Below are 19,711 nucleotides of genomic sequence, written 5' to 3' on the forward strand. Positions count from 1 at the left end.
ATGCAGGAACAGAACACCATGACGGACACGACGCTCGATATCCACCAAATTCTCAAGTTGCTGCCGCATCGCTACCCGTTTCTCCTGGTGGATCGGGTGTTGAGCATGGAGAAGGGCAAGCGCATCACGGCGCTCAAGAACGTGACGATGAACGAGCCCTTCTTCAACGGCCACTTCCCTCACCGTCCGGTGATGCCGGGCGTGCTGATGCTCGAAGCCATGGCGCAGGCCGCGGCGCTGCTGTCGTTCCGCTCGCTCGACATCGTGCCCGACGACAACACGGTCTACTACTTTGCGGCCATCGACGGCGCGCGCTTCAAGCGCCCCGTGGAGCCGGGCGACCAGCTCACGCTGGAAGTCGAGATCGAGCGCATGAAGGCCGGCATCTCGAAGTTCAAGGGCCGTGCGCTCGTGGGCAGCGAACTGGCGTGCGAAGCCTCGCTGATGTGCGCCATGCGCCAGATCAACAGCTGATCCGGCTCATCGTCTCTTGCAAGGCATGACCCAGGTTCATTCGACCGCGATCGTCGACCCGAAGGCCCAGCTCGACGCCTCGGTGTCGGTCGGTCCCTACACCGTGATCGGCCCGCACGTGCGGATCGGCGCGGGCACCACCATCGGCGCGCACTGCGTGATCGAAGGGCGCACCACCATCGGGCGCGACAACAGGATCTTCCAGTTCTCGTCGCTCGGCGCGATCCCGCAAGACAAGAAATACGCGGGTGAGCCCACCGAGCTCACCATCGGCGACCGCAACGTGATCCGCGAGTTCTGCACCTTCAACCTCGGCGTGCCCGGGGCAGGGGGCATCACGCGTGTCGGCAACGACAACTGGATCATGGCGTACACGCACATCGCGCACGACTGCCGGGTCGACAACCACACGACGCTGTCCAACAACACCACGCTGGCTGGGCACGTGCATCTGGCCGACTGGGTCACGATCGGCGGCCTGACCGGCATCCATCAGTTCGTCTCGGTGGGCGCGCACGCCATGGTCGGTTTTGCGAGCGCGATCTCGCAGGACGTGCCGCCGTTCATGCTGGTCGATGGCAATCCGCTGGCCGTGCGCGGCTTCAACATCGTGGGTCTGCGCCGGCGCGATTTCTCGGCGCAGCGGCTCGCAGCGGTCAAGCAGATGCACCGCCTGCTGTACCGCCAGGGCAAGACGCTCGAAGAGGCGCGCGCCGCCATCGCCGAGCTCGCAGCGGAAATGCCCGAGGCCGCCGGCGATGTCGCGCTGATGGAGGCCTTCCTCGCCCATTCAACGCGCGGCATCGCGCGCTGACATGGGCGCGATGAGCACGAACGAACAGCGCCGCTTCGCGCTGGTCGCGGGCGAAGCGTCCGGCGACCTGCTCGCGGGTTTGCTGCTCGACGGCCTCGAAGCCCGCTGGCCGGCCTTGCAGACCGTCGGCATCGGCGGTCCGCGCATGCTGGCCCACGGCTTCCAGAGCTGGTGGCCGCAGGAAAAGCTGGCCGTGCGCGGCTACATCGAGGTGCTTCGGCACTACGCCGAGATCGCTGGCATCCGCCGCCAGCTCAAGGCCCGACTGCTGCGCGAGCGCCCCGAGCTGTTCATCGGTGTCGACGCGCCCGATTTCAATCTCGACCTCGAAGCCGGCCTGCGCAGCGAGGGCATCAAGACGGTTCATTTCGTCTGTCCCTCGATCTGGGCCTGGCGCGCCGACCGCATCGACAAGATCCGCGCCGCCGCCGATCACGTGCTGTGCATCTTCCCGTTCGAGCCCGAATTGCTCGAAAAGCAGGGCGTGGCCGCGAGCTATGTGGGCCATCCGATTGCCAACGTGATCCCGATGACGCCCGACCGCGCCGCCGCCCGCGCCGCACTCGGGCTGGACCCCGAGGCGCAGGTCGTTGCGCTGCTGCCCGGCAGCCGGCGTTCGGAAATACGCTACTTGGCGGCCCGCTTCTTCGCGGCCGCGGCGCTGATGCAGAAGGCCAAGCCGAAGCTGCAGTTCATCGCGCCGATCCTGCCGGGGTTGCGCGGCGAGGTCGAAAGCCTGCTGCAGGCCGCCGGCATGGCAGGGCGGGTGAAGCTGCTCGACGGCCAGTCCCATGCCGCGCTCGCCGCCTGCGACGTCACGCTGATCGCCAGCGGCACGGCCACGCTGGAGGCGGCGTTGTTCAAGCGGCCGATGGTCATCGCGTACAACATGAACGGGCTCTCGTGGCGCCTCATGCAGCGCAAGCAGCTGCAGCCCTGGGTCGGGCTGCCGAACATCCTGTGCCGCGAGTTCGTGGTGCCGGAGCTGCTGCAGGAAGCCGCCTCGCCCGAGGCCCTGGCCAACGCCACGCTCGAGTGGCTCGACGCGCCCGCGAAGACGCAGGCGCTGCAACAAAGATTTTCAGCGCTGCATGTGCAATTGCAGCGCGACACGCCCACACTGTGCGCCGATGCGATCCAGAAAGTTCTTGAAGGCTGAGCAGGCCCCGCTGGTGTGGGACGCGCCCGGCCTGATGGCGGGCGTCGACGAGGCAGGGCGCGGACCGCTGGCCGGCCCCGTGGTGGCCGCGGCTGTGATCCTTGACGACCTGCGCCCGATCCGCGGCCTGGCCGACTCCAAGACGCTCACGGCGCTGCAGCGCGAACGCCTGCACGACCAGATCCTGGCCAAGGCGCTGTGCTGCTCGATCGCCCAGGCCTCGGTCGAGGAGATCGACAGCCTCAACATCCTGCAGGCCACCATGCTCGCGATGCGTCGCGCGGTCGAAGGCCTGCGGCTCAAGCCGGTCAAGGTGCTGGTGGACGGCAATCGGCTGCCCCGACTCGACGTGCTGGCCGAGGCCATCGTGAAGGGCGACGCGCGGGTCAAGGCGATCTCGGCCGCGTCCATCCTGGCCAAGGTGCACCGCGACCGGCTCTGCACGCAACTGCACGACGAATTTCCACACTACGGCTTCGCCGGCCACAAGGGCTACGGCACGCGCGAGCACCTCGAGGCGCTCCAGCGCCATGGGGCCTGCGTGCATCACCGCCGCTCGTTCAGCCCGGTGGCGGCGGCGCTGGCGCGCACGGCCGCCGCAACGTCAGGCGTCAACGTCATGGCCGGCGAGGTTTCGGTCGCCCACGTGATCGGCGCCGCCGAAAACCACAGCGCACGCCTCGATCCGCGCGCTGCCCCCTGAGCCTGCCATGACCACCGACACCGGCCCGAGCCACATCAGCTCGCGCGACAACCCCTTGCTCAAGGACCTGCGCAAGCTCGCACAGGACCCGGGCGCCTACCGCAAGCTCGGCCGGCTCTGGCTCGAAGGCGATCACCTGTGCCGCGCGGCGCTGGCCCGCGGCGTCCGGCCGGCAGTGGCCGTGTTTTCAGAAGCGTTTTGGCCCTCGGCGCCCGCCCAATGGGTACAGAGCGCTATCAAAACGGTAGTGGTCGCCGACGACCTGCTGCGCGCAGTGAGCGGTCTGGAGTCGCCCGCGCCGATGGGCTTCGTGCTCGACCTGCCGGCGCGGCCCGAAATCCTGCCCGACGCGCCGAGCGTGGTGCTCGACCGCCTGCAGGACGCCGGCAATGCCGGCTCCATCCTGCGCAGCGCGGCGGCTTTCGGCTTCACCCAGGTGATCGCGCTCAAGGGCACGGCCGCGCTGTGGGCGCCGAAGGTGCTGCGCGCCGGCATGGGAGCCCACTTCGGCCTGCGGCTGGTCGAAGGCGTGGACATCGACGCGCTCGATGCGCTCCAGGTGCCGCTGGTGGCCACCAGTTCGCATCGGGGCGAATGGCTGCACAAGGCCAATTTGCCGCACCCCTGTGCCTGGCTGATGGGCCACGAAGGGCAGGGCGTTTCGGCCGTGCTGGAGGCCCGGGCCAGCCACCACATCCGCATCGCGCAACCGGGCGGCGAGGAGTCGCTCAACGTGGCGGCGGCCGCCGCCATCTGCCTGCACGCAAGCGGAGCAGCCCTGCAGGCCAAATAACACACCCAGTCCGAGCTACAATCGGGGGCTTACTCGCAAATCAGCGTCGCCCGGCCGCCTTCAACGCCAAAATCCCCTTAAGCAGCAGTCCGCAGGCAACGCGCCTGGGGCTCCGGGCGACCGTAACCATCCGGAGAACCCAGTGCTTTTGTCTCTCAAGGGAAATTTCCCGCCCGCCATCCTGGCGCTCGCAGACGGCACGGTCTTTCAAGGCAATTCGATCGGAGCCACCGGCTCCACGACCGGTGAAGTGGTGTTCAACACCGCCATGACCGGTTACCAGGAAATCCTCACCGACCCGAGCTACTGCCAGCAGATCGTGACCCTCACGTATCCGCACATCGGCAACTACGGCGTCAACGGGGAAGACATCGAAGCCGACAAGATCCATGCCGCGGGCCTGATCATCAAGGACCTGCCCCTCGTCGCCTCCAACTTCCGCCAGACCGCCACGCTGAGCGAATACCTCGTGGCCGGCAAGACGGTCGCCATCGCGAACATCGACACCCGCAAGCTCACCCGGCACCTCCGCACCCACGGCGCGCAGAACGGCTGCATCCTGGGCCTGGCCGAAGGCGAAGCCGTGACGCAGGCGCTGATCGACAAGGCCATCGCCGCCGCCAAGGGCGCGCCGAGCATGGCGGGCCTCGATCTCGCCAAGGTGGTGTCGGTCACCGAGACCTACGAGTGGACCGAGACCGAATGGAAGCTGGGCGCGGGCTACGGCGTGCAGATCACGCCGAAATTCCACGTCGTCGCCTTCGACTACGGCGTCAAGAAGAACATCCTGCGCATGATCGCCCAGCGCGGCGCGCGCATCACCGTGGTGCCGGCGCAAACGCCCGCGGCCGACGTGCTCAAGCTCAAACCCGATGGCATCTTCCTGGCCAACGGCCCCGGCGACCCGGAGCCTTGCGACTACGCCATCAGCGCCGTCAAGGAACTGATCGAGACCGGCATTCCCACCTTCGGCATCTGCCTCGGCCACCAGATCATGGCGCTCGCCTCGGGCGCCAAGACCTTCAAGATGAAGTTCGGCCACCACGGTGCGAACCATCCGGTGAAGGACCTGGACAACGGCCGCGTGAGCATCACCAGCCAGAACCACGGCTTCGCGGTCGACGAGAAGTCGCTGCCGGCCAACCTGCGTCCCACCCACATCAGCCTGTTCGACAACACGCTGCAGGGCCTGGCGCGCACCGACAAGCCCGCGTTCTGCTTCCAGGGCCACCCGGAAGCCTCGCCGGGTCCGCACGACATCGGCTACCTGTTCGATCGCTTCACGGCACTCATGGAAAAGAACAAGACGGAAAAGACGGAGAGCAAGAATGCCTAAGCGCACAGACCTCAAATCGATCCTCATCATCGGCGCCGGCCCGATCATCATCGGCCAGGCCTGCGAGTTCGACTACTCCGGCGTGCAGGCCTGCAAGGCACTGCGCGAAGAGGGCTACAAGGTCATCCTGATCAACAGCAACCCCGCGACGATCATGACCGACCCGGCCACGGCCGATGTCACTTACATCGAACCCATCACCTGGCAGACGGTTGAAAAAATCATCGCCAAGGAACGCCCCGATGCGATCCTGCCGACCATGGGCGGCCAGACCGCGCTGAACTGCGCGCTGGACCTCTGGCGCAACGGCGTGCTCGACAAGTACGCGGGCGCGTCCACCAACAAGCCGGTCGAGCTCATCGGCGCCACGCCCGAAGCCATCGACAAGGCCGAGGACCGCCTGAAGTTCAAGGACGCGATGACCAAGATCGGCCTCGGCTCGGCGCGCTCGGGCATCGCCCATTCGATGGACGAAGCCTGGGCCGTGCAGAAGTCGGTCGGTTTCCCCACCGTGATCCGCCCCAGCTTCACGCTCGGCGGCACCGGCGGCGGCATCGCCTACAACCCGGAAGAGTTCGAGACCATCTGCAAGCGCGGCATCGAAGCCTCGCCCACCAACGAGCTGCTGATCGAAGAGTCGCTGCTCGGCTGGAAAGAGTACGAGATGGAAGTTGTGCGCGACAAGGCCGACAACTGCATCATCGTCTGCTCCATCGAAAACCTCGACCCGATGGGCGTGCACACCGGCGACTCGATCACCGTGGCACCGGCGCAAACGCTTTCCGACAAGGAATACCAGATCCTGCGCAATGCCTCGCTGGCCGTGCTGCGCGAGATCGGCGTGGACACCGGCGGCTCGAACGTGCAGTTCTCGATCAACCCGAAGGACGGCCGCATGGTCGTCATCGAGATGAACCCGCGCGTCTCGCGTTCGTCGGCGCTGGCCTCCAAGGCCACGGGCTTCCCGATCGCCAAGGTCGCGGCCAAGCTGGCCGTGGGCTACACGCTCGACGAGCTGCGCAACGAAATCACCGGCGGCGCCACGCCCGCGTCGTTCGAACCGTCGATCGACTACGTGGTCACCAAGATCCCGCGTTTCGCTTTCGAGAAATTCCCGCAGGCCGACTCGCGCCTCACGACGCAGATGAAGTCGGTGGGCGAGGTGATGGCCATGGGCCGCACCTTCCAGGAATCGTTCCAGAAGGCCTTGCGCGGCCTCGAAGTGGGCGTCGACGGCCTGAATGAGAAGACGCAGGACCGCGAAGTGCTCGAAAAGGAATTGGGCGAGCCCGGTCCCGAGCGCATCTGGTACGTGGGCGATGCCTTCGCCATGGGCCTGAGCGTCGATGAAGTGTTCGCGCTGACCAAGATCGACCCGTGGTTCCTGGTGCAGATCGAAGAGATCGTGAAGATCGAGCTCGAGCTGGAAACGAAGTCGCTCGACGACATCGACAAGGACACGCTGCTCGCGCTCAAGAAGAAGGGCTTCTCCGACCGCCGCCTTGCCAAGCAGTTGAAGACCACCGACACGGCCATCCGCGAGAAGCGTCGCGCCCTGGGTGTGCGCCCGGTCTACAAGCGCGTGGACACCTGCGCGGCCGAGTTCGCGACTAACACGGCCTACATGTACTCGACCTACGAGGACGAGTGCGAAGCCGATCCGACGGACAAGAAGAAGATCATGGTGCTCGGCGGCGGCCCGAACCGCATCGGCCAGGGCATCGAGTTCGACTACTGCTGCGTGCACGCCGCGCTCGCGATGCGCGAGGACGGCTACGAGACCATCATGGTCAACTGCAACCCCGAGACCGTGTCGACCGACTACGACACCTCGGACCGCCTGTACTTCGAGCCGCTCACGCTCGAAGACGTGCTGGAGATCGTCGACAAGGAAAAGCCGCTCGGCGTGATCGTGCAGTACGGCGGCCAGACGCCGCTGAAGCTCGCGCTCGACCTCGAAGCCAATGGCGTGCCGATCATCGGCACTTCGCCCGACATGATCGACGCGGCCGAAGACCGCGAGCGCTTCCAGAAGCTGCTGCACGAGCTGGGCCTGCGCCAGCCGCCGAACGCCACCGCGCGCACCGAACCCGAAGCGCTCGAGAAGGCTGCGGCCCTCGGCTATCCGCTGGTGGTGCGCCCGAGCTACGTGCTCGGCGGCCGCGCGATGGAAATCGTGCACGAGCAGCGCGACCTCGAGCGCTACATGCGCGAGGCCGTGAAGGTCAGCAACGATTCGCCGGTGCTGCTCGACCGCTTCCTGAACGACGCTGTCGAATGCGACGTCGACTGCATCCGCGACGCCGAAGGCGCCACGCTGATCGGCGGCGTGATGGAACACATCGAACAGGCCGGCGTGCACTCGGGCGACTCCGCCTGCTCGCTGCCGCCCTACAGCCTGAACGCCGACACGGTGGCCGAGCTGAAGCGCCAGAGCGCCGCCATGGCCAAGGCGCTGAACGTGGTCGGCCTGATGAACGTGCAGTTCGCCATCCAGCAGAAGGACGGCAAGGACGTCATCTACGTGCTCGAAGTGAACCCGCGTGCGTCGCGCACCGTGCCTTACGTGAGCAAGGCCACGGGCATCCAGCTGGCCAAGGTGGCGGCACGCTGCATGGCCGGCCAGTCGCTCGCGTCGCAGGGCGTGACCAAGGAAGTGACGCCGCCGTACTTCAGCGTGAAGGAAGCCGTGTTCCCGTTCGTCAAGTTCCCGGGCGTGGACACCATCCTCGGCCCCGAGATGAAGTCGACCGGCGAAGTCATGGGCGTGGGCAAGACCTTCGGCGAAGCCTTCGTGAAGTCGCAGCTGGGCGCGGGCACGTTGCTGCCCAAGTCGGGCAAGGCCTTCATCTCGGTGAAGAACAACGACAAGGCGCGCGCCGTCGAAGTGGCGCGCGGCCTGGCCAAGCTGGGCTTCGAGCTGGTCGCCACCAAGGGCACCGCCGCGGCCATCAGCGCCGCCGGCATCGCCTGCGAGACGGTCAACAAGGTGACCGAAGGCCGCCCGCACATCGTGGACATGATCAAGAACAACGAGATTGCCTTGGTCATCAACACGGTGGAAGAGCGCCGCAACGCGATCACCGACTCGCGCCAGATCCGCACCTCGGCACTGCTGGCACGCGTGACGACCTTCACCACGATCTTTGGCGCCGAAGCCGCGGTCGAAGGCATGGGCTTCATGGACGAGCTGGGCGTGATCTCGGTGCAGGAGATGCACGCGCAGCTGGCCGCCGCCTGACCGGGCACCGCCATGCAAACGCAGCTGGTCGAACTGGACCTCGCGGACTGGAACGCGGCCACGCCCAACGAGGCGTGGATCGCGGAGTTGGAAGCCGGCAAGGTGCTGTACTTCCCGCGGCTGGGCTTCGAGCTGCTGCCTGAAGAGCGCAGCCTGCTGACGCCCAGCCTGCTGTCGCCCGACGTGCGCAACATCAGCCTCGACGCCCACGGCAAGCTCAAGGGCGCCGTGGGTGACGAGGCGGTGCAGCGCGCCGCGGCGGCGATGGTGAAGCGTTTTCGCACGCAGGCGCAGCAGCTCATCCATGGGCTGCTGCCGCACTACACGCCTGCCTTGCGCCTGGCGCCGACCAGCTACCGGCCGGCCCAGGTCGAGACGCGCGTGCAGTCGTGGCGCGCCGACGACCGGCGCCTGCACGTCGATGCATTCCCGTCGCGGCCCAATTACGGCGAGCGCATCCTGCGCGTGTTCACCAACGTCAATCCCGACGGCGCACCGCGCGTGTGGCGCGTGGGCGAGCCTTTCGAGGACATCGCCAAGCGCTTCCTGCCGCGGGCCAAGCCCTATGCACGCTGGCAGGCCAAGCTGCTGCAGGCGCTGCACGTCACCAAGTCGTTCCGCAGCGAGTACGACCACCTGATGCTGCAGCTGCACGACGGCATGAAGTCGGACATGGCGTACCAGGAAAACTCGCCACAGGAAACGGCGAAATTCCCGCCGGGTTCGGTGTGGGTGTGCTTCTCGGACCAGACCTCGCACGCCGTGATGGCGGGCCAGTACATGCTCGAGCAGACCCTTCATCTGGCCGCATCGAAGCAATACAATCCCGAATCGAGCCCGCTCGCCATCCTGAGCCGGCTGACCGGACGCACACTCGTCTGATCAATTCCCTCAATCGACCGCCGAACGGCAGCGTTCGGCGGTTTCGCTTTATGGAGAACCAACAACATGGCCACCATTCCGATCACCAAGCGCGGCGCTGAAAAACTGCGTGCCGAACTGCACCAGCTCAAGACGGTCGACCGTCCCTGGGTCATCAACGCCATTTCCGAGGCGCGCGCCCAGGGTGACCTGAGCGAAAACGCCGAATACGAAGTCGCCAAGGACCGCCAGGGCTTCATCGAAGGCCGCATCCAGGAAGTCGAAGGCAAGCTCTCGGCCGCGCAGATCATCGACCCGAGCGAGCTCGATGCCGGCGGCAAGGTGGTGTTCGGTTCGACCGTCGAACTCGAAGAAGAAGAGTCGGGCGATGCCGTCAAGTACCAGATCGTGGGCGAAGACGAAGCCGACCTGAAGCTCGGCCTCATCAACATCTCCAGCCCGATCGCACGCGCGCTGATCGGCAAGGAAGAGGGCGACACGGCCGAAGTGCAGGCGCCGGGCGGCCTCAAACGCTACGAGATCGTGGCGGTCCGCTACCTCTGAGCCGGATGAAAGACCGCGTCGCGCTGATGCTGGCGGCCCTCTGGTGGGGCAGCCTCAGCACCATCGGTTTCCTGGTGGTGCCGATGCTGTTCGCCAGGCTCGGCAACCCGGCGGTGGCCGGCAATTTCGCCGCCCAGCTGTTCGAGGCGCAGAGCTGGATCGCCATCGGCTGCGGGCTGATCCTGCTGATCCATTTCCGCCAGAAGGCCGACGACGGCATGACCGGGCCAGTGTTGACAGCCATCTTCCTGGTGCTGGCGGCGTTGCTGCTGGCGCTGTTGCAGCAGTACGCCGTGGCGCCGCGCATCGTGGCGCGCGACAACCTCAAGCTGTGGCACGCCGTGGGCACGGGCATGTACTTTGTTCAGTGGGCGTGCGCCGGCACCTTGCTGTGGCGCATGGGCGCCGCCGCTCGGGCGCCACGCTGAACCGGGGAGGCGACGCGCTCGCCGCCTCCCTCCGGCTCTACTCTTTCCAGTGCTTGGCGACCCAGCTCGCCGGCCGGATGTAGCGGAAGGCGCGGTTGCGCCGTCCCGCCAGCGCATCGGGCGGGTTGCACTCGCCGTGGAACACCATCACACGGGCGCCTTCGGGCACGAAGGGCTCTTCCCAGTAGTTGGTCGGCCAGGTCGGGATGCCGTGGTACTTGAAGCTCGGGCACCAGGCCGCCGGCCAGTAGGCCAGCTTGCCCTGCTTGTGCAGCACGTCCGACAGGTAGGCCTGTTCGTTGCGGTATTCGGCCTGCACCTTGTCCATGTTGGCGCGGAAGTACGCCAGCACGTCGGCATGGGCGCCCAGCTCGAAGCGGTAGACCGATGAATTGCCCGTGATCCGCTCGCGCCGCCAGGGGCGGGCGTAGTCGTGAATGATCAGGAATTCGCCGGGTTGCTCGAAGAAGGCGTCCAGGCTGCCGACGATCACCACGTCGACGTCCAGGAAGAGGGCGGTGCCGCGCAGGCCATGCAGGTCCTGCTCGAAAGTCGTGAGCTTCTTCCAGGCGCCGTCGCGCTGGCCCGGAGCCAGCTGGAGGTTGAGCGGCGGAATGGGCAGGCACGTCACTTCGGGGCGAATGCCGTTGCCGTCGTCGGTCAGGCAGACGAACTTGAAGTCGCCGCTGAGGTGGCGGCGCACCATGGCGTAGAGCCGGTTGACGTACTCGGGGCCGTACTTGGTGCCCCACTTCATGCAGAGGATATGGCGCTGGGCGCCTTGCGCTGCCACCAAGTTCAGTCCGCCTGGTTGCGTTTCTTGGCCGACAGCGGACGCTTGGCCTTGGCGCGCTTGATGGTGCCGCCAGGGGTCAGGCGCTGGTTGCCGAGCACGCGCAGGGTCTTGATTTCAGGGCGCTGGCCGCCGCGCTTGCTGTACTTGACGATCTTCACGTCCCGCGGGCCGGGCATGCGGTCTTCGTCGATGACACGCTCTTTTTCGGGCTTCGGGCGCCACAGCACGAGCAGCTTGCCGATGTGCTGGATCGGGGCGGCGTCGAGCTCGTCGGCGAGCTCCTGGAGCATGGCGTCGCGGGCGAGGCGGTCGTCGGAGAAGACGCGCACCTTGATCAGGCCATGGGCCTTCAGGGCCGCGTCGGCCTCCTTTTTCACGGCAGGGGTGAGCCCGTCTCCACCGACCATGACGATCGGATCCAGGTGGTGAGCTTCGGCGCGGTGCACCTTGCGCTCGGCAGGGGTAAGTTGAATGGCGGGCATCCCCGTATTATCGACGCGTACACGAACACCCTCATGAGCACCAAAGCCAAAAGCAAAAAAGTCAACAAGGCGTGGCTTCACGACCACATCAACGACCCCTACGTGAAGCTCGCGACCAGAGAGGGCTACCGCGCCCGCGCGGCTTACAAGCTCAAGGAAATCGACGAGTCGCTCGGGCTGGTCAAGCCCGGCCAGCTGGTGGTCGACCTCGGCTCGACCCCGGGCGCCTGGAGTCAGTACCTGCGGCGGCGCATGTCGCCGGGCGGGGCGGCGGTCGGCGACCTCAACGGCACCATCATTTCGCTCGACCTGCTGCCGATGGAGCCCATCGAAGGCGTGACCTTCCTGCAGGGCGATTTCCGCGAGGACGCGCTGCTGGAACAGCTGCTGGCGGTGCTGGCCGGCCGCAAGGCCGACCTGGTGGTGTCGGACATGGCGCCCAACCTGTCGGGCATCCATTCGGCCGACGCCGCCCGGGTGGCGCACCTGATCGAGCTGGCCATCGACTTCGCCCAGCACCACATGAAGCCCGAAGGGGCATTGGTGGCGAAGGTATTCCACGGCAGCGGGTACGACGAATTGGTCAAGATGTTCAAGGCCAATTTCCGCGTCGTGAAGCCGCTCAAGCCCAAGGCATCGCGCGACAAATCGGCCGAGACCTTCCTCATCGGCAGGGGATTGAAGGCGCTCGATACGCATTGATACCTTGCCGCAGCGTGCCCTCCAGGGGCGCAAACCCTTGTCAGCCTATGGCTGCTATAGGGAAATGTCCGCTTTTCGCAGCTTGAAAAGCCTAAAATGGGGCGCAATTGCGTACCCTCAGCGCGTATTTCATATTCCCGTCACGCGCTTTCGACTGGAGCTTCGTTTGAACAATCAGTGGTTTTCCAAAGTTGCCGTATGGCTCGTCATTGCCATGGTGTTGTTCACTGTGTTCAAGCAGTTCGACACCCGCGGTGGCGTCGGCTCGGGAACGGTGAGCTATTCCGAGTTCCTGGACCAGGTCCGCAACAACCAGATCAAGAGCGCCATCATTCCTGAAGGCGCCGGCGGCGGCGAGATCGTCGCCGTCACCAACGACGATCGCAAGATCCGCACGACCGCCACGGTCCTCGACCGCGGCCTCGTGGGCGACCTGATCGACCACAACGTCAAGTTCGACGTCAAGCCGCGCGAAGAGGGCTCGCTCCTCATGACCCTGCTGGTCAGCTGGGGCCCGATGCTGCTGCTGATCGGCGTGTGGATCTACTTCATGCGCCAGATGCAGGGCGGCGGCAAGGGAGGGGCGTTCAGCTTCGGCAAGAGCAAGGCCCGCATGATGGACGAGAACAACAACACGGTCACTTTCGCCGACGTCGCAGGCTGCGACGAGGCCAAGGAAGAAGTCCGTGAAGTCGTCGACTTCCTGAAAGACCCGCAACGCTTCCAGAAGCTCGGCGGCCGCATTCCGCGCGGCCTGCTGCTGGTCGGCCCTCCGGGCACCGGCAAGACGCTGCTGGCCAAGTCGATCGCCGGCGAAGCCAAGGTGCCGTTCTTCTCGATCTCGGGTTCCGACTTCGTTGAAATGTTCGTCGGCGTGGGCGCAGCCCGCGTGCGCGACATGTTCGAGAACGCCAAGAAGAACGCGCCCTGCATCATCTTCATCGACGAAATCGATGCGGTGGGTCGTCAGCGTGGCGCCGGTCTCGGCGGCGGCAACGACGAGCGCGAGCAGACCCTCAACCAGATGCTGGTCGAGATGGACGGCTTCGAAACCAACCTCGGCGTGATCGTGGTGGCTGCCACCAACCGCCCGGACATCCTGGACGCCGCACTGCTGCGTCCGGGCCGTTTCGACCGTCAGGTGTACGTCACGCTGCCCGACATCCGCGGTCGCGAGCAGATCCTGGCCGTCCACATGCGCAAGGTCCCGCTGGGCCAGGACGTGAACCCGAGCGTCATCGCCCGCGGCACGCCCGGCATGTCGGGTGCCGACCTGGCCAACCTGTGCAACGAAGCCGCTCTGATGGCCGCCCGCCGCAATGCGCGCGTGGTCGAGATGCAGGACTTCGAGAAGGCCAAGGACAAGATCTTCATGGGCCCCGAGCGCAAGAGCATGGTCATGCCCGAGGAAGAGCGCCGCAACACGGCCTACCACGAGTCTGGCCACGCCCTCATCGGCAAGCTGCTGCCCAAGTGCGACCCGGTCCACAAGGTCACGATCATTCCGCGTGGCCGCGCCCTCGGCGTGACCATGAGCCTGCCGTCGCAGGACCGCTACAGCTACGACCGCGAGTACATGCTGAACCAGATCAGCATGCTGTTCGGTGGCCGCATCGCCGAAGAAGTGTTCATGCACCAGATGACCACCGGCGCCAGCAACGACTTCGAGCGCGCGACCTCCATCGCCCGCGACATGGTCACGCGCTACGGCATGACCGACGCGCTGGGCCCGATGGTCTACGCCGAGAACGAAGGCGAAGTGTTCCTGGGCCGCTCGGTCACCAAGACGACCAACATGAGCGAACAGACCATGGAAAAGGTCGACGGCGAGGTGCGCCGCATCATCGACGAGCAGTACGCCCTGGCGCGCCGCCTCATCGAAGAGAACAGCGACAAGATGCACGCCATGGCCAAGGCGCTGCTCGAATGGGAAACCATCGACAGCGAACAGCTCGACGACATCATGGCCGGCCGCGCACCGCGTCCGCCCAAGGACTGGACGCCGCGCATTCCGCCTTCGGGCAGCGGCGGCAGTGGTGGCACGCCGGCCGTCAATCCTGACCCGGCGCCGACCGCCGCTTGAGGTGAGCTTGAAATCAAGCAACAACGGGGCCCCTGGCCCCGTTTTCCATGGTGAGCCGCACAGTGCGGTTTGGCAGACCTCGCGTTTCAGGATCGACCTCGCGCAGCCGCGCGTGATGGGCATCGTCAACGTCACGCCCGATTCCTTCTCCGACGGCGGCGCGCACGCGTCGACCGAGACGGCGCTGAAGCACTGCGAGCAGTTGCTGAAGGAGGGCGCCGACATCCTCGACATCGGCGGTGAATCGACCCGCCCCGGCAGCCCCGCCGTACCGCTGGACGCCGAGCTGGTGCGCGTGCTGCCCGTGGTGCGCGAGGCCGTGAAGCTGAACGTGCCGCTGTCCATCGACACCTACAAGCCCGAGGTGATGCGCGCCGTGCTCGACCTGGGCGCGGACATCGTCAACGACATCTGGGCGCTGCGCCAACCCGGCGCGCGCGAGGTCGTGGCGGCGCACCCGACCTGCGGCATCTGCCTGATGCACATGCACCGCGACCCGCAAACCATGCAGGCGCTGCCGATGCAGGGCGACGTGATTCCCGAGGTGCTGGCTTTCTGGGACGCGCAGCTGGCGCCTCTGACGGCGCTGGGCATCGATCCCGCGCGCATCACGCTCGATCCGGGCGTCGGTTTCGGCAAGAGCGTGGCGCAGAACTTCGCGCTCCTCGGTCGACAGCGGGAATTGTTGGCAACCGGTTACCCCTTGTTGCTAGGTTGGTCCCGCAAGTCCTCCATCGGGGCCGTCACCGGCATCGACAATGCATCCGGGCGTACCGTGCCCAGCGTGGCAGCCGCCGTGCTGGCCGTGGACCGGGGTGCTGCGGTCGTGCGGGTGCACGACGTTCGCGACACCGTCGCCGCCCTCGCCGTATGGCGTGCCATGCGCGCGGAAGCACCGCAAGAACACCTTCAAAGAGCAACAACATGACCCGTAAGTATTTCGGCACCGACGGCATCCGCGGCACGGTCGGCCAATCGCCCATCACCCCCGATTTCGTGCTGCGTCTCGCGCACGCCGTCGGCCGCGTGCTCAAGAAAACCCAGGCCCGTCCCACCGTGCTGATCGGCAAGGACACCCGCATCTCGGGCTACATGCTCGAGTCGGCGCTCGAGTCGGGCTTCAACTCCGCCGGCGTCGACGTGGTGCTGCTCGGCCCGCTGCCCACGCCGGGCGTGGCCTACCTCACGCGCGCCCAGCGCGCCAGCCTGGGCGTGGTGATCAGCGCCAGCCACAACGCCTTTCCCGACAACGGCATCAAGTTCTTCAGCGCGCAGGGCACCAAGCTCGACGACGCCTGGGAGCTGGCTGTCGAGGCCGCGCTCGAGGAAGAACCCGTCTGGGTGGATTCGGCCAACCTGGGCAAGGCCCGCCGCCTCAACGATGCCGATGGCCGCTACATCGAGTTCTGCAAGAGCACCTTCGCCAACGACCTGTCGCTGCGCGGCATGAAGCTGGTGGTCGATGCCGCCCACGGCGCGGCCTACCAGGTGGCGCCGAACGTGTTCCACGAACTGGGCGCGGACGTCACCAGCATCGGCTGTGCGCCCGATGGGCTCAACATCAACAAGGGTTTCGGCGCCACGCATCCCGAGGCGCTGGTCGCCACCGTGACGGCGCAGAAGGCCGACTACGGCATCGCGCTGGACGGCGACGCCGACCGGCTGCAGCTGGTCGATGCCACCGGCCGCCTGTTTAACGGCGACGAGCTGCTGTACCTGATGGTGGCCGAACGCGTCGCGCGCGGCGAGAAGCCGGCGGGCGTGGTCGGTACGCTCATGACCAACAAGGCCGTCGAGATGGCCCTGCGCGCGCAGGACATCGAGTTCGTGCGCGCCAAGGTCGGCGACCGCTACGTGCTCGAAGAACTCGACAAGCGCGGCTGGCTGCTCGGCGGCGAAGGCTCCGGCCACCTGCTGGCGCTCGACCGCCATACCACGGGCGACGGCATCGTGAGCGCGCTGCAGGTGCTGCAGGCCTGCGTGCGCAGCGGCAAGACGGTGGCGCAGCTGCTCGAAGGCGTCACGTTGTTCCCGCAGACGCTGATCAACGTGCGCCTCGCGCCCGGCCAGGATTGGAAGAGCAACCAGGCGCTCGCCAGCGAAACGAAGCGCATCGAAGCCGAGCTGGGCGATGCGGGCCGCGTGCTGATCCGTGCGAGTGGCACCGAGCCGCTGGTGCGCGTGATGGTCGAGGCGCGCGATCCGAAGCAGTCGCAGTCTTGCGCCGAGCGCCTCGCGGCCACGCTCAAGCCCGCCGCATGACGACGGCGGGCCGCATCGAAACCCGCCTGGCCGACTACAGCGATCCGCTGCAGGCGGCGGCGGTGGTCGAGCTGCTCGACAGCTACGCGCGCGACCCGGCCGGCGGTGGCACGCCGCTGCCCGCGTCGGTTCGCGAAGGCCTGCCCGCCGCGCTGGCGGCACGTCCGCAGGCGTTCAGCGTGCTGGCTTTCGACGGCGACACGCCCGTGGGCCTGATCAACTGCATCGAGGGTTTCTCGACCTTCGCCTGCCAGCCGCTGGTCAATGTGCACGACGTGGTCGTGCGCGCCAGCCACCGTGGCCAGCGCGTGGCGCAACAGATGTTTGCGCAGGTCGAGCAGGAAGCCCGCCGGCGCGGCGCCTGCAAGCTCACGCTCGAGGTGCTGTCGGGCAATGCGCCCGCGCTGCGCAGCTACGAGCGCGAGGGCTTCGTCAGCTACCAGCTCGACCCGGAATTCGGCCACGCCGTCTTCCTGCAGAAGAAGCTCTGACCGAATCAGGCCAATGAAAATGCCGCCGACGCGCAAGGCGTGAGCGGCATGGTTGGAGCAGAAAGAGAAGGGCGCGGCGATCGCGCCCTTTCTTTTGTCTGGATCAGAAGCGCGTGACAGGCGCGTCGGCGGTAGCGCCCGACTTGTCGGCGGCGTACTTGCCCAGCTCCCACTTGGCGATCGCGTTGCGGTGCACTTCGTCCGGACCGTCGGCAAAGCGCAGCGTGCGCGCCTGCGCGTAGGCCGAGGCCAGCGGGAAGTCGTCGCACATGCCGCCGCCGCCGTGGACCTGCATGGCCCAGTCGATGACCTGGCAGGCCATGGTGGGTGCCACCACCTTGATCATGGCGATCTCGGTGCGCGCGACCTTGTTGCCGGCCACGTCCATCAGCCAGGCGGCCTTCAGCGTGAGCAGGCGGGCCATGTCGATCTTGCAGCGTGCTTCGGCGATGCGTTCCTGCGTGACGGTCTGCGAGGCGACGGTCTTGCCGAAGGCCACGCGCGACGAGGCGCGCTTGCACATCAGTTCGAGCGCGCGCTCGGCCAGGCCGATCAGGCGCATGCAGTGGTGGATGCGTCCGGGGCCAAGGCGACCCTGGGCGATCTCGAAGCCGCGGCCTTCGCCCAGCAGGATGTTGCCCACGGGCACGCGCACGTTCTCGAAGTACATCTCGACGTGGCCGTGCGGCGCGTCGTCGTAGCCCATCACGTTCAGTGGGCGCACGATGCGGATGCCCTTGGCATCGGCCGGCACGATGACCATGCTCTGCTGCGAGTGCTTGGGCGCTTCGGGATCGGTCTTGCCCATGGTGACGAACACGGCGCAGCGCGGATCGGCGGCACCGGAGATCCACCACTTGTGGCCGTTGATGACGTACTCGTCGCCCTGGCGCTCGATGCGCGTGGCGATGTTGGTGGCATCGCTGGAGGCGACGTCGGGTTCGGTCATCGCGAAGGCCGAGCGGATCTGGCCTTCGAGCAGCGGCTTGAGCCAGCGCGCCTTGATCTCTTCCGAGCCGTAGCGGGCGATGGTTTCCATGTTGCCGGTGTCGGGCGCCGAGCAGTTGAAGGCTTCGGAGGCCCATGGCACTCGGCCCATGATCTCGGCCAGCGGGGCGTATTCCTGGTTGGTCAGGCCCGCACCCTCATAGCCCGAGGCCGAGGCGCTGTCGACCGGCAGGAACAGGTTCCACAGGCCTTGTGCCTTGGCCTTGGCCTTGAGCTTCTCGACGGTCTGCAGGGCGCTCCAGCGCTTGCCGGCGACCGTGTTGGCGGCCAGTTCGGCGCTGTACTCGGCTTCGGCCGGGTAGATGTGGTCTTCCATGAAGGCGAGAACGCGCTTCTGAAGCTCCTTGGTTTTGGCCGAATATTCGAAATCCATGCTGTCTCCTGGTGGGGTTAAGGGGGAGGGCTGGCTATGCCTTTTGGGCAAATTGCCAGGCCATCTCGGCCATCGGCCGTGCGCCACGGGCGGACGCCACGGCTTGCTCGCTCGATGCAGTACCGGCTTCGACGCGTTTCGCAATGCCCTGCAGGATGGCGGCCATGCGAAACAGGTTGTAGGCCTGGTAGAAATTCCAGTCGGGCGCCAGCGCCTCGGGCGTGCTGATGCGCGTGCGCTCGCAATAGCGGGCGATGTATTCGCTCTCGGTGGGAATGCCCAGCGCCGCCACGTCCACGCCGCCGATGCCGCGGCCGGTGGTGGGGGGCATGTGCCACGACATGCAGTGGTAGCTGAAGTCGGCCAGTGGGTGGCCCAGCGTGGAGAGCTCCCAGTCGAGCACCGCGATGATGCGCGGCTCGGTGGCATGGAACATCACGTTGTCCAGGCGGTAGTCGCCATGCACGATCGAGACCTTGCTTTCGTCGCGTGCGCTCGCCGGCATGTGGGCGGGCAGCCAGTCGATCAGGCGCTCCATGGCTTCGATGGGCTGCGACAGTTCGCCGGCGCCGTCGGCCGAGGCCTTGTACTGCTTGCTCCAGCGGCCGATCTGGCGCTCGAAGTAGTTGCCGGGCTTGCCATAGTCGCCCAGGCCGCGGGCGGCGAAGTCGACCGTGTGCAGCGCCGCGATGACGCGGTTCATTTCGTCGTAGTAGGCCGCGCGCTCGGCGTTGCTGAAGCCGGGCAGCGACTGGTCCCACAGCACGCGGCCCTGCATGAACTCCATGATGTAGAAGGCGCGCCCGATGATGGACTCGTCTTCGCACAGGCAGTACATGCGCGGCACGGGCACGTCGGTACCTTGCAGCCCGCGCATCACCTTGTATTCGCGCTCGACCGCATGGGCCGAGGGCAGCAGCTTGGCGACCGGGCCGGGTTTGGCGCGCATCACGTAGCTCTGCGTGGGCGTGACGAGCTTGTAGGTCGGGTTGGACTGACCGCCCTTGAACATCTCGACCGTCAGCGGACCCTGGAAGCCCTCGAGGTTCTTTTCGAGCCAGGCCGCGAGCGCGTCCACGTCGAAGGTGTGCTGTTGGGACACCGCGCGGGTGCCGATGAAACTGGAGAAGTCCTGGCTCAT

At 66.5% G+C, this 19,711-nt stretch carries 19 protein-coding genes; 15 read left to right on the forward strand and 4 right to left on the reverse strand.

Annotation, left to right across the window (positions count from 1 at the left end):
- Positions 1-18 precede the first annotated feature (18 nt).
- The 10 genes from fabZ to AC07O4_RS13615 all read left to right on the forward strand — a co-directional run bounded on the left by fabZ (position 19) and on the right by AC07O4_RS13615 (position 10,373).
- Positions 19-474: a 3-hydroxyacyl-ACP dehydratase FabZ gene (gene fabZ / locus AC07O4_RS13570; protein WP_056582588.1), complete on the forward strand. Its 456-nt coding sequence runs from the start codon at positions 19-21 to the stop codon at positions 472-474.
- Positions 475-499: 25 nt separating this feature from the next.
- Positions 500-1,288, forward strand: coding sequence for an acyl-ACP--UDP-N-acetylglucosamine O-acyltransferase (gene lpxA / locus AC07O4_RS13575; protein ID WP_095745191.1), 789 nt, complete (start codon positions 500-502; stop codon positions 1,286-1,288).
- Positions 1,289-1,298: 10 nt separating this feature from the next.
- A complete protein-coding gene (gene lpxB / locus AC07O4_RS13580) occupies positions 1,299-2,447 on the forward strand; it encodes a lipid-A-disaccharide synthase (RefSeq protein ID WP_495304795.1) in 1,149 nt (382 codons plus the stop codon).
- On the forward strand, positions 2,419-3,150 hold the full coding sequence (gene rnhB / locus AC07O4_RS13585; protein WP_062471584.1) for a ribonuclease HII: 732 nt from the start codon (positions 2,419-2,421) through the stop codon (positions 3,148-3,150). The genes lpxB and rnhB overlap by 29 nt, the downstream gene beginning before the upstream one ends.
- A 7-nt stretch (positions 3,151-3,157) precedes the next feature.
- On the forward strand, positions 3,158-3,943 hold the full coding sequence (locus tag AC07O4_RS13590; RefSeq protein WP_495304796.1) for a TrmH family RNA methyltransferase: 786 nt from the start codon (positions 3,158-3,160) through the stop codon (positions 3,941-3,943).
- Positions 3,944-4,085: 142 nt separating this feature from the next.
- Positions 4,086-5,279 (forward strand): glutamine-hydrolyzing carbamoyl-phosphate synthase small subunit, encoded by a 1,194-nt coding sequence (gene carA, locus AC07O4_RS13595; protein ID WP_495304797.1) that lies wholly within the window; start codon positions 4,086-4,088, stop codon positions 5,277-5,279.
- Positions 5,272-8,520 (forward strand): carbamoyl-phosphate synthase large subunit, encoded by a 3,249-nt coding sequence (carB, locus tag AC07O4_RS13600; RefSeq protein WP_495304798.1) that lies wholly within the window; start codon positions 5,272-5,274, stop codon positions 8,518-8,520. The genes carA and carB overlap by 8 nt, the downstream gene beginning before the upstream one ends.
- A gap of 12 nt (positions 8,521-8,532) precedes the next feature.
- Positions 8,533-9,402: a Kdo hydroxylase KdoO gene (gene kdoO, locus AC07O4_RS13605; RefSeq protein ID WP_495304799.1), complete on the forward strand. Its 870-nt coding sequence runs from the start codon at positions 8,533-8,535 to the stop codon at positions 9,400-9,402.
- Positions 9,403-9,468: 66 nt separating this feature from the next.
- Positions 9,469-9,945, forward strand: coding sequence for a transcription elongation factor GreA (gene greA, locus AC07O4_RS13610; protein ID WP_056518766.1), 477 nt, complete (start codon positions 9,469-9,471; stop codon positions 9,943-9,945).
- Between the two features lie 5 nt (positions 9,946-9,950).
- Positions 9,951-10,373, forward strand: a complete 423-nt coding sequence (locus AC07O4_RS13615) for a DUF4149 domain-containing protein (protein WP_095745195.1) — start codon at positions 9,951-9,953, stop codon at positions 10,371-10,373.
- A 37-nt stretch (positions 10,374-10,410) separates the two neighbouring features.
- Here AC07O4_RS13615 and AC07O4_RS13620 read toward each other — a convergent pair whose 3' ends face one another.
- Together AC07O4_RS13620 and AC07O4_RS13625 are read right to left on the reverse strand one after the other, a co-directional pair.
- The gene (locus AC07O4_RS13620) at positions 10,411-11,130 is read right to left on the reverse strand and encodes a glycosyltransferase (RefSeq protein WP_167395020.1); all 720 of its coding nucleotides are present in this window, start codon (positions 11,128-11,130) and stop codon (positions 10,411-10,413) included.
- Positions 11,131-11,171: 41 nt separating this feature from the next.
- Positions 11,172-11,651, reverse strand: coding sequence for a YhbY family RNA-binding protein (locus tag AC07O4_RS13625; RefSeq protein WP_062471564.1), 480 nt, complete (start codon positions 11,649-11,651; stop codon positions 11,172-11,174).
- A 33-nt stretch (positions 11,652-11,684) separates the two neighbouring features.
- Between AC07O4_RS13625 and AC07O4_RS13630 the strand changes: the two genes are divergently transcribed.
- The 5 genes from AC07O4_RS13630 to AC07O4_RS13650 all read left to right on the forward strand — a co-directional run bounded on the left by AC07O4_RS13630 (position 11,685) and on the right by AC07O4_RS13650 (position 17,189).
- On the forward strand, positions 11,685-12,353 hold the full coding sequence (locus AC07O4_RS13630) for an RlmE family RNA methyltransferase (protein WP_495304800.1): 669 nt from the start codon (positions 11,685-11,687) through the stop codon (positions 12,351-12,353).
- A 166-nt stretch (positions 12,354-12,519) separates the two neighbouring features.
- Positions 12,520-14,436: an ATP-dependent zinc metalloprotease FtsH gene (gene ftsH / locus AC07O4_RS13635; RefSeq protein WP_062471558.1), complete on the forward strand. Its 1,917-nt coding sequence runs from the start codon at positions 12,520-12,522 to the stop codon at positions 14,434-14,436.
- Positions 14,437-14,551: 115 nt separating this feature from the next.
- On the forward strand, positions 14,552-15,364 hold the full coding sequence (gene folP / locus AC07O4_RS13640; RefSeq protein WP_495304801.1) for a dihydropteroate synthase: 813 nt from the start codon (positions 14,552-14,554) through the stop codon (positions 15,362-15,364).
- Positions 15,361-16,698 carry a phosphoglucosamine mutase gene (gene glmM, locus AC07O4_RS13645; RefSeq protein WP_495304802.1) on the forward strand — a complete coding sequence of 446 codons (1,338 nt, stop codon included), beginning with the start codon at positions 15,361-15,363 and terminating at the stop codon, positions 16,696-16,698. The genes folP and glmM overlap by 4 nt, the downstream gene beginning before the upstream one ends.
- Positions 16,695-17,189, forward strand: coding sequence for a GNAT family N-acetyltransferase (locus AC07O4_RS13650; protein ID WP_495304803.1), 495 nt, complete (start codon positions 16,695-16,697; stop codon positions 17,187-17,189). Before glmM ends, AC07O4_RS13650 begins: the two co-directional genes overlap by 4 nt.
- A 103-nt stretch (positions 17,190-17,292) precedes the next feature.
- On the opposite strand, the gene AC07O4_RS13655 is transcribed toward AC07O4_RS13650, so the two are convergent.
- Positions 17,293-18,570 (reverse strand): acyl-CoA dehydrogenase family protein, encoded by a 1,278-nt coding sequence (locus AC07O4_RS13655; RefSeq protein WP_062471546.1) that lies wholly within the window; start codon positions 18,568-18,570, stop codon positions 17,293-17,295.
- Positions 18,571-18,604: 34 nt separating this feature from the next.
- A complete protein-coding gene (locus AC07O4_RS13660) occupies positions 18,605-19,711 on the reverse strand; it encodes a phosphotransferase (RefSeq protein ID WP_139706561.1) in 1,107 nt (368 codons plus the stop codon).

This window comes from Variovorax sp. GW821-FHT09D04, from assembly GCF_059416405.1.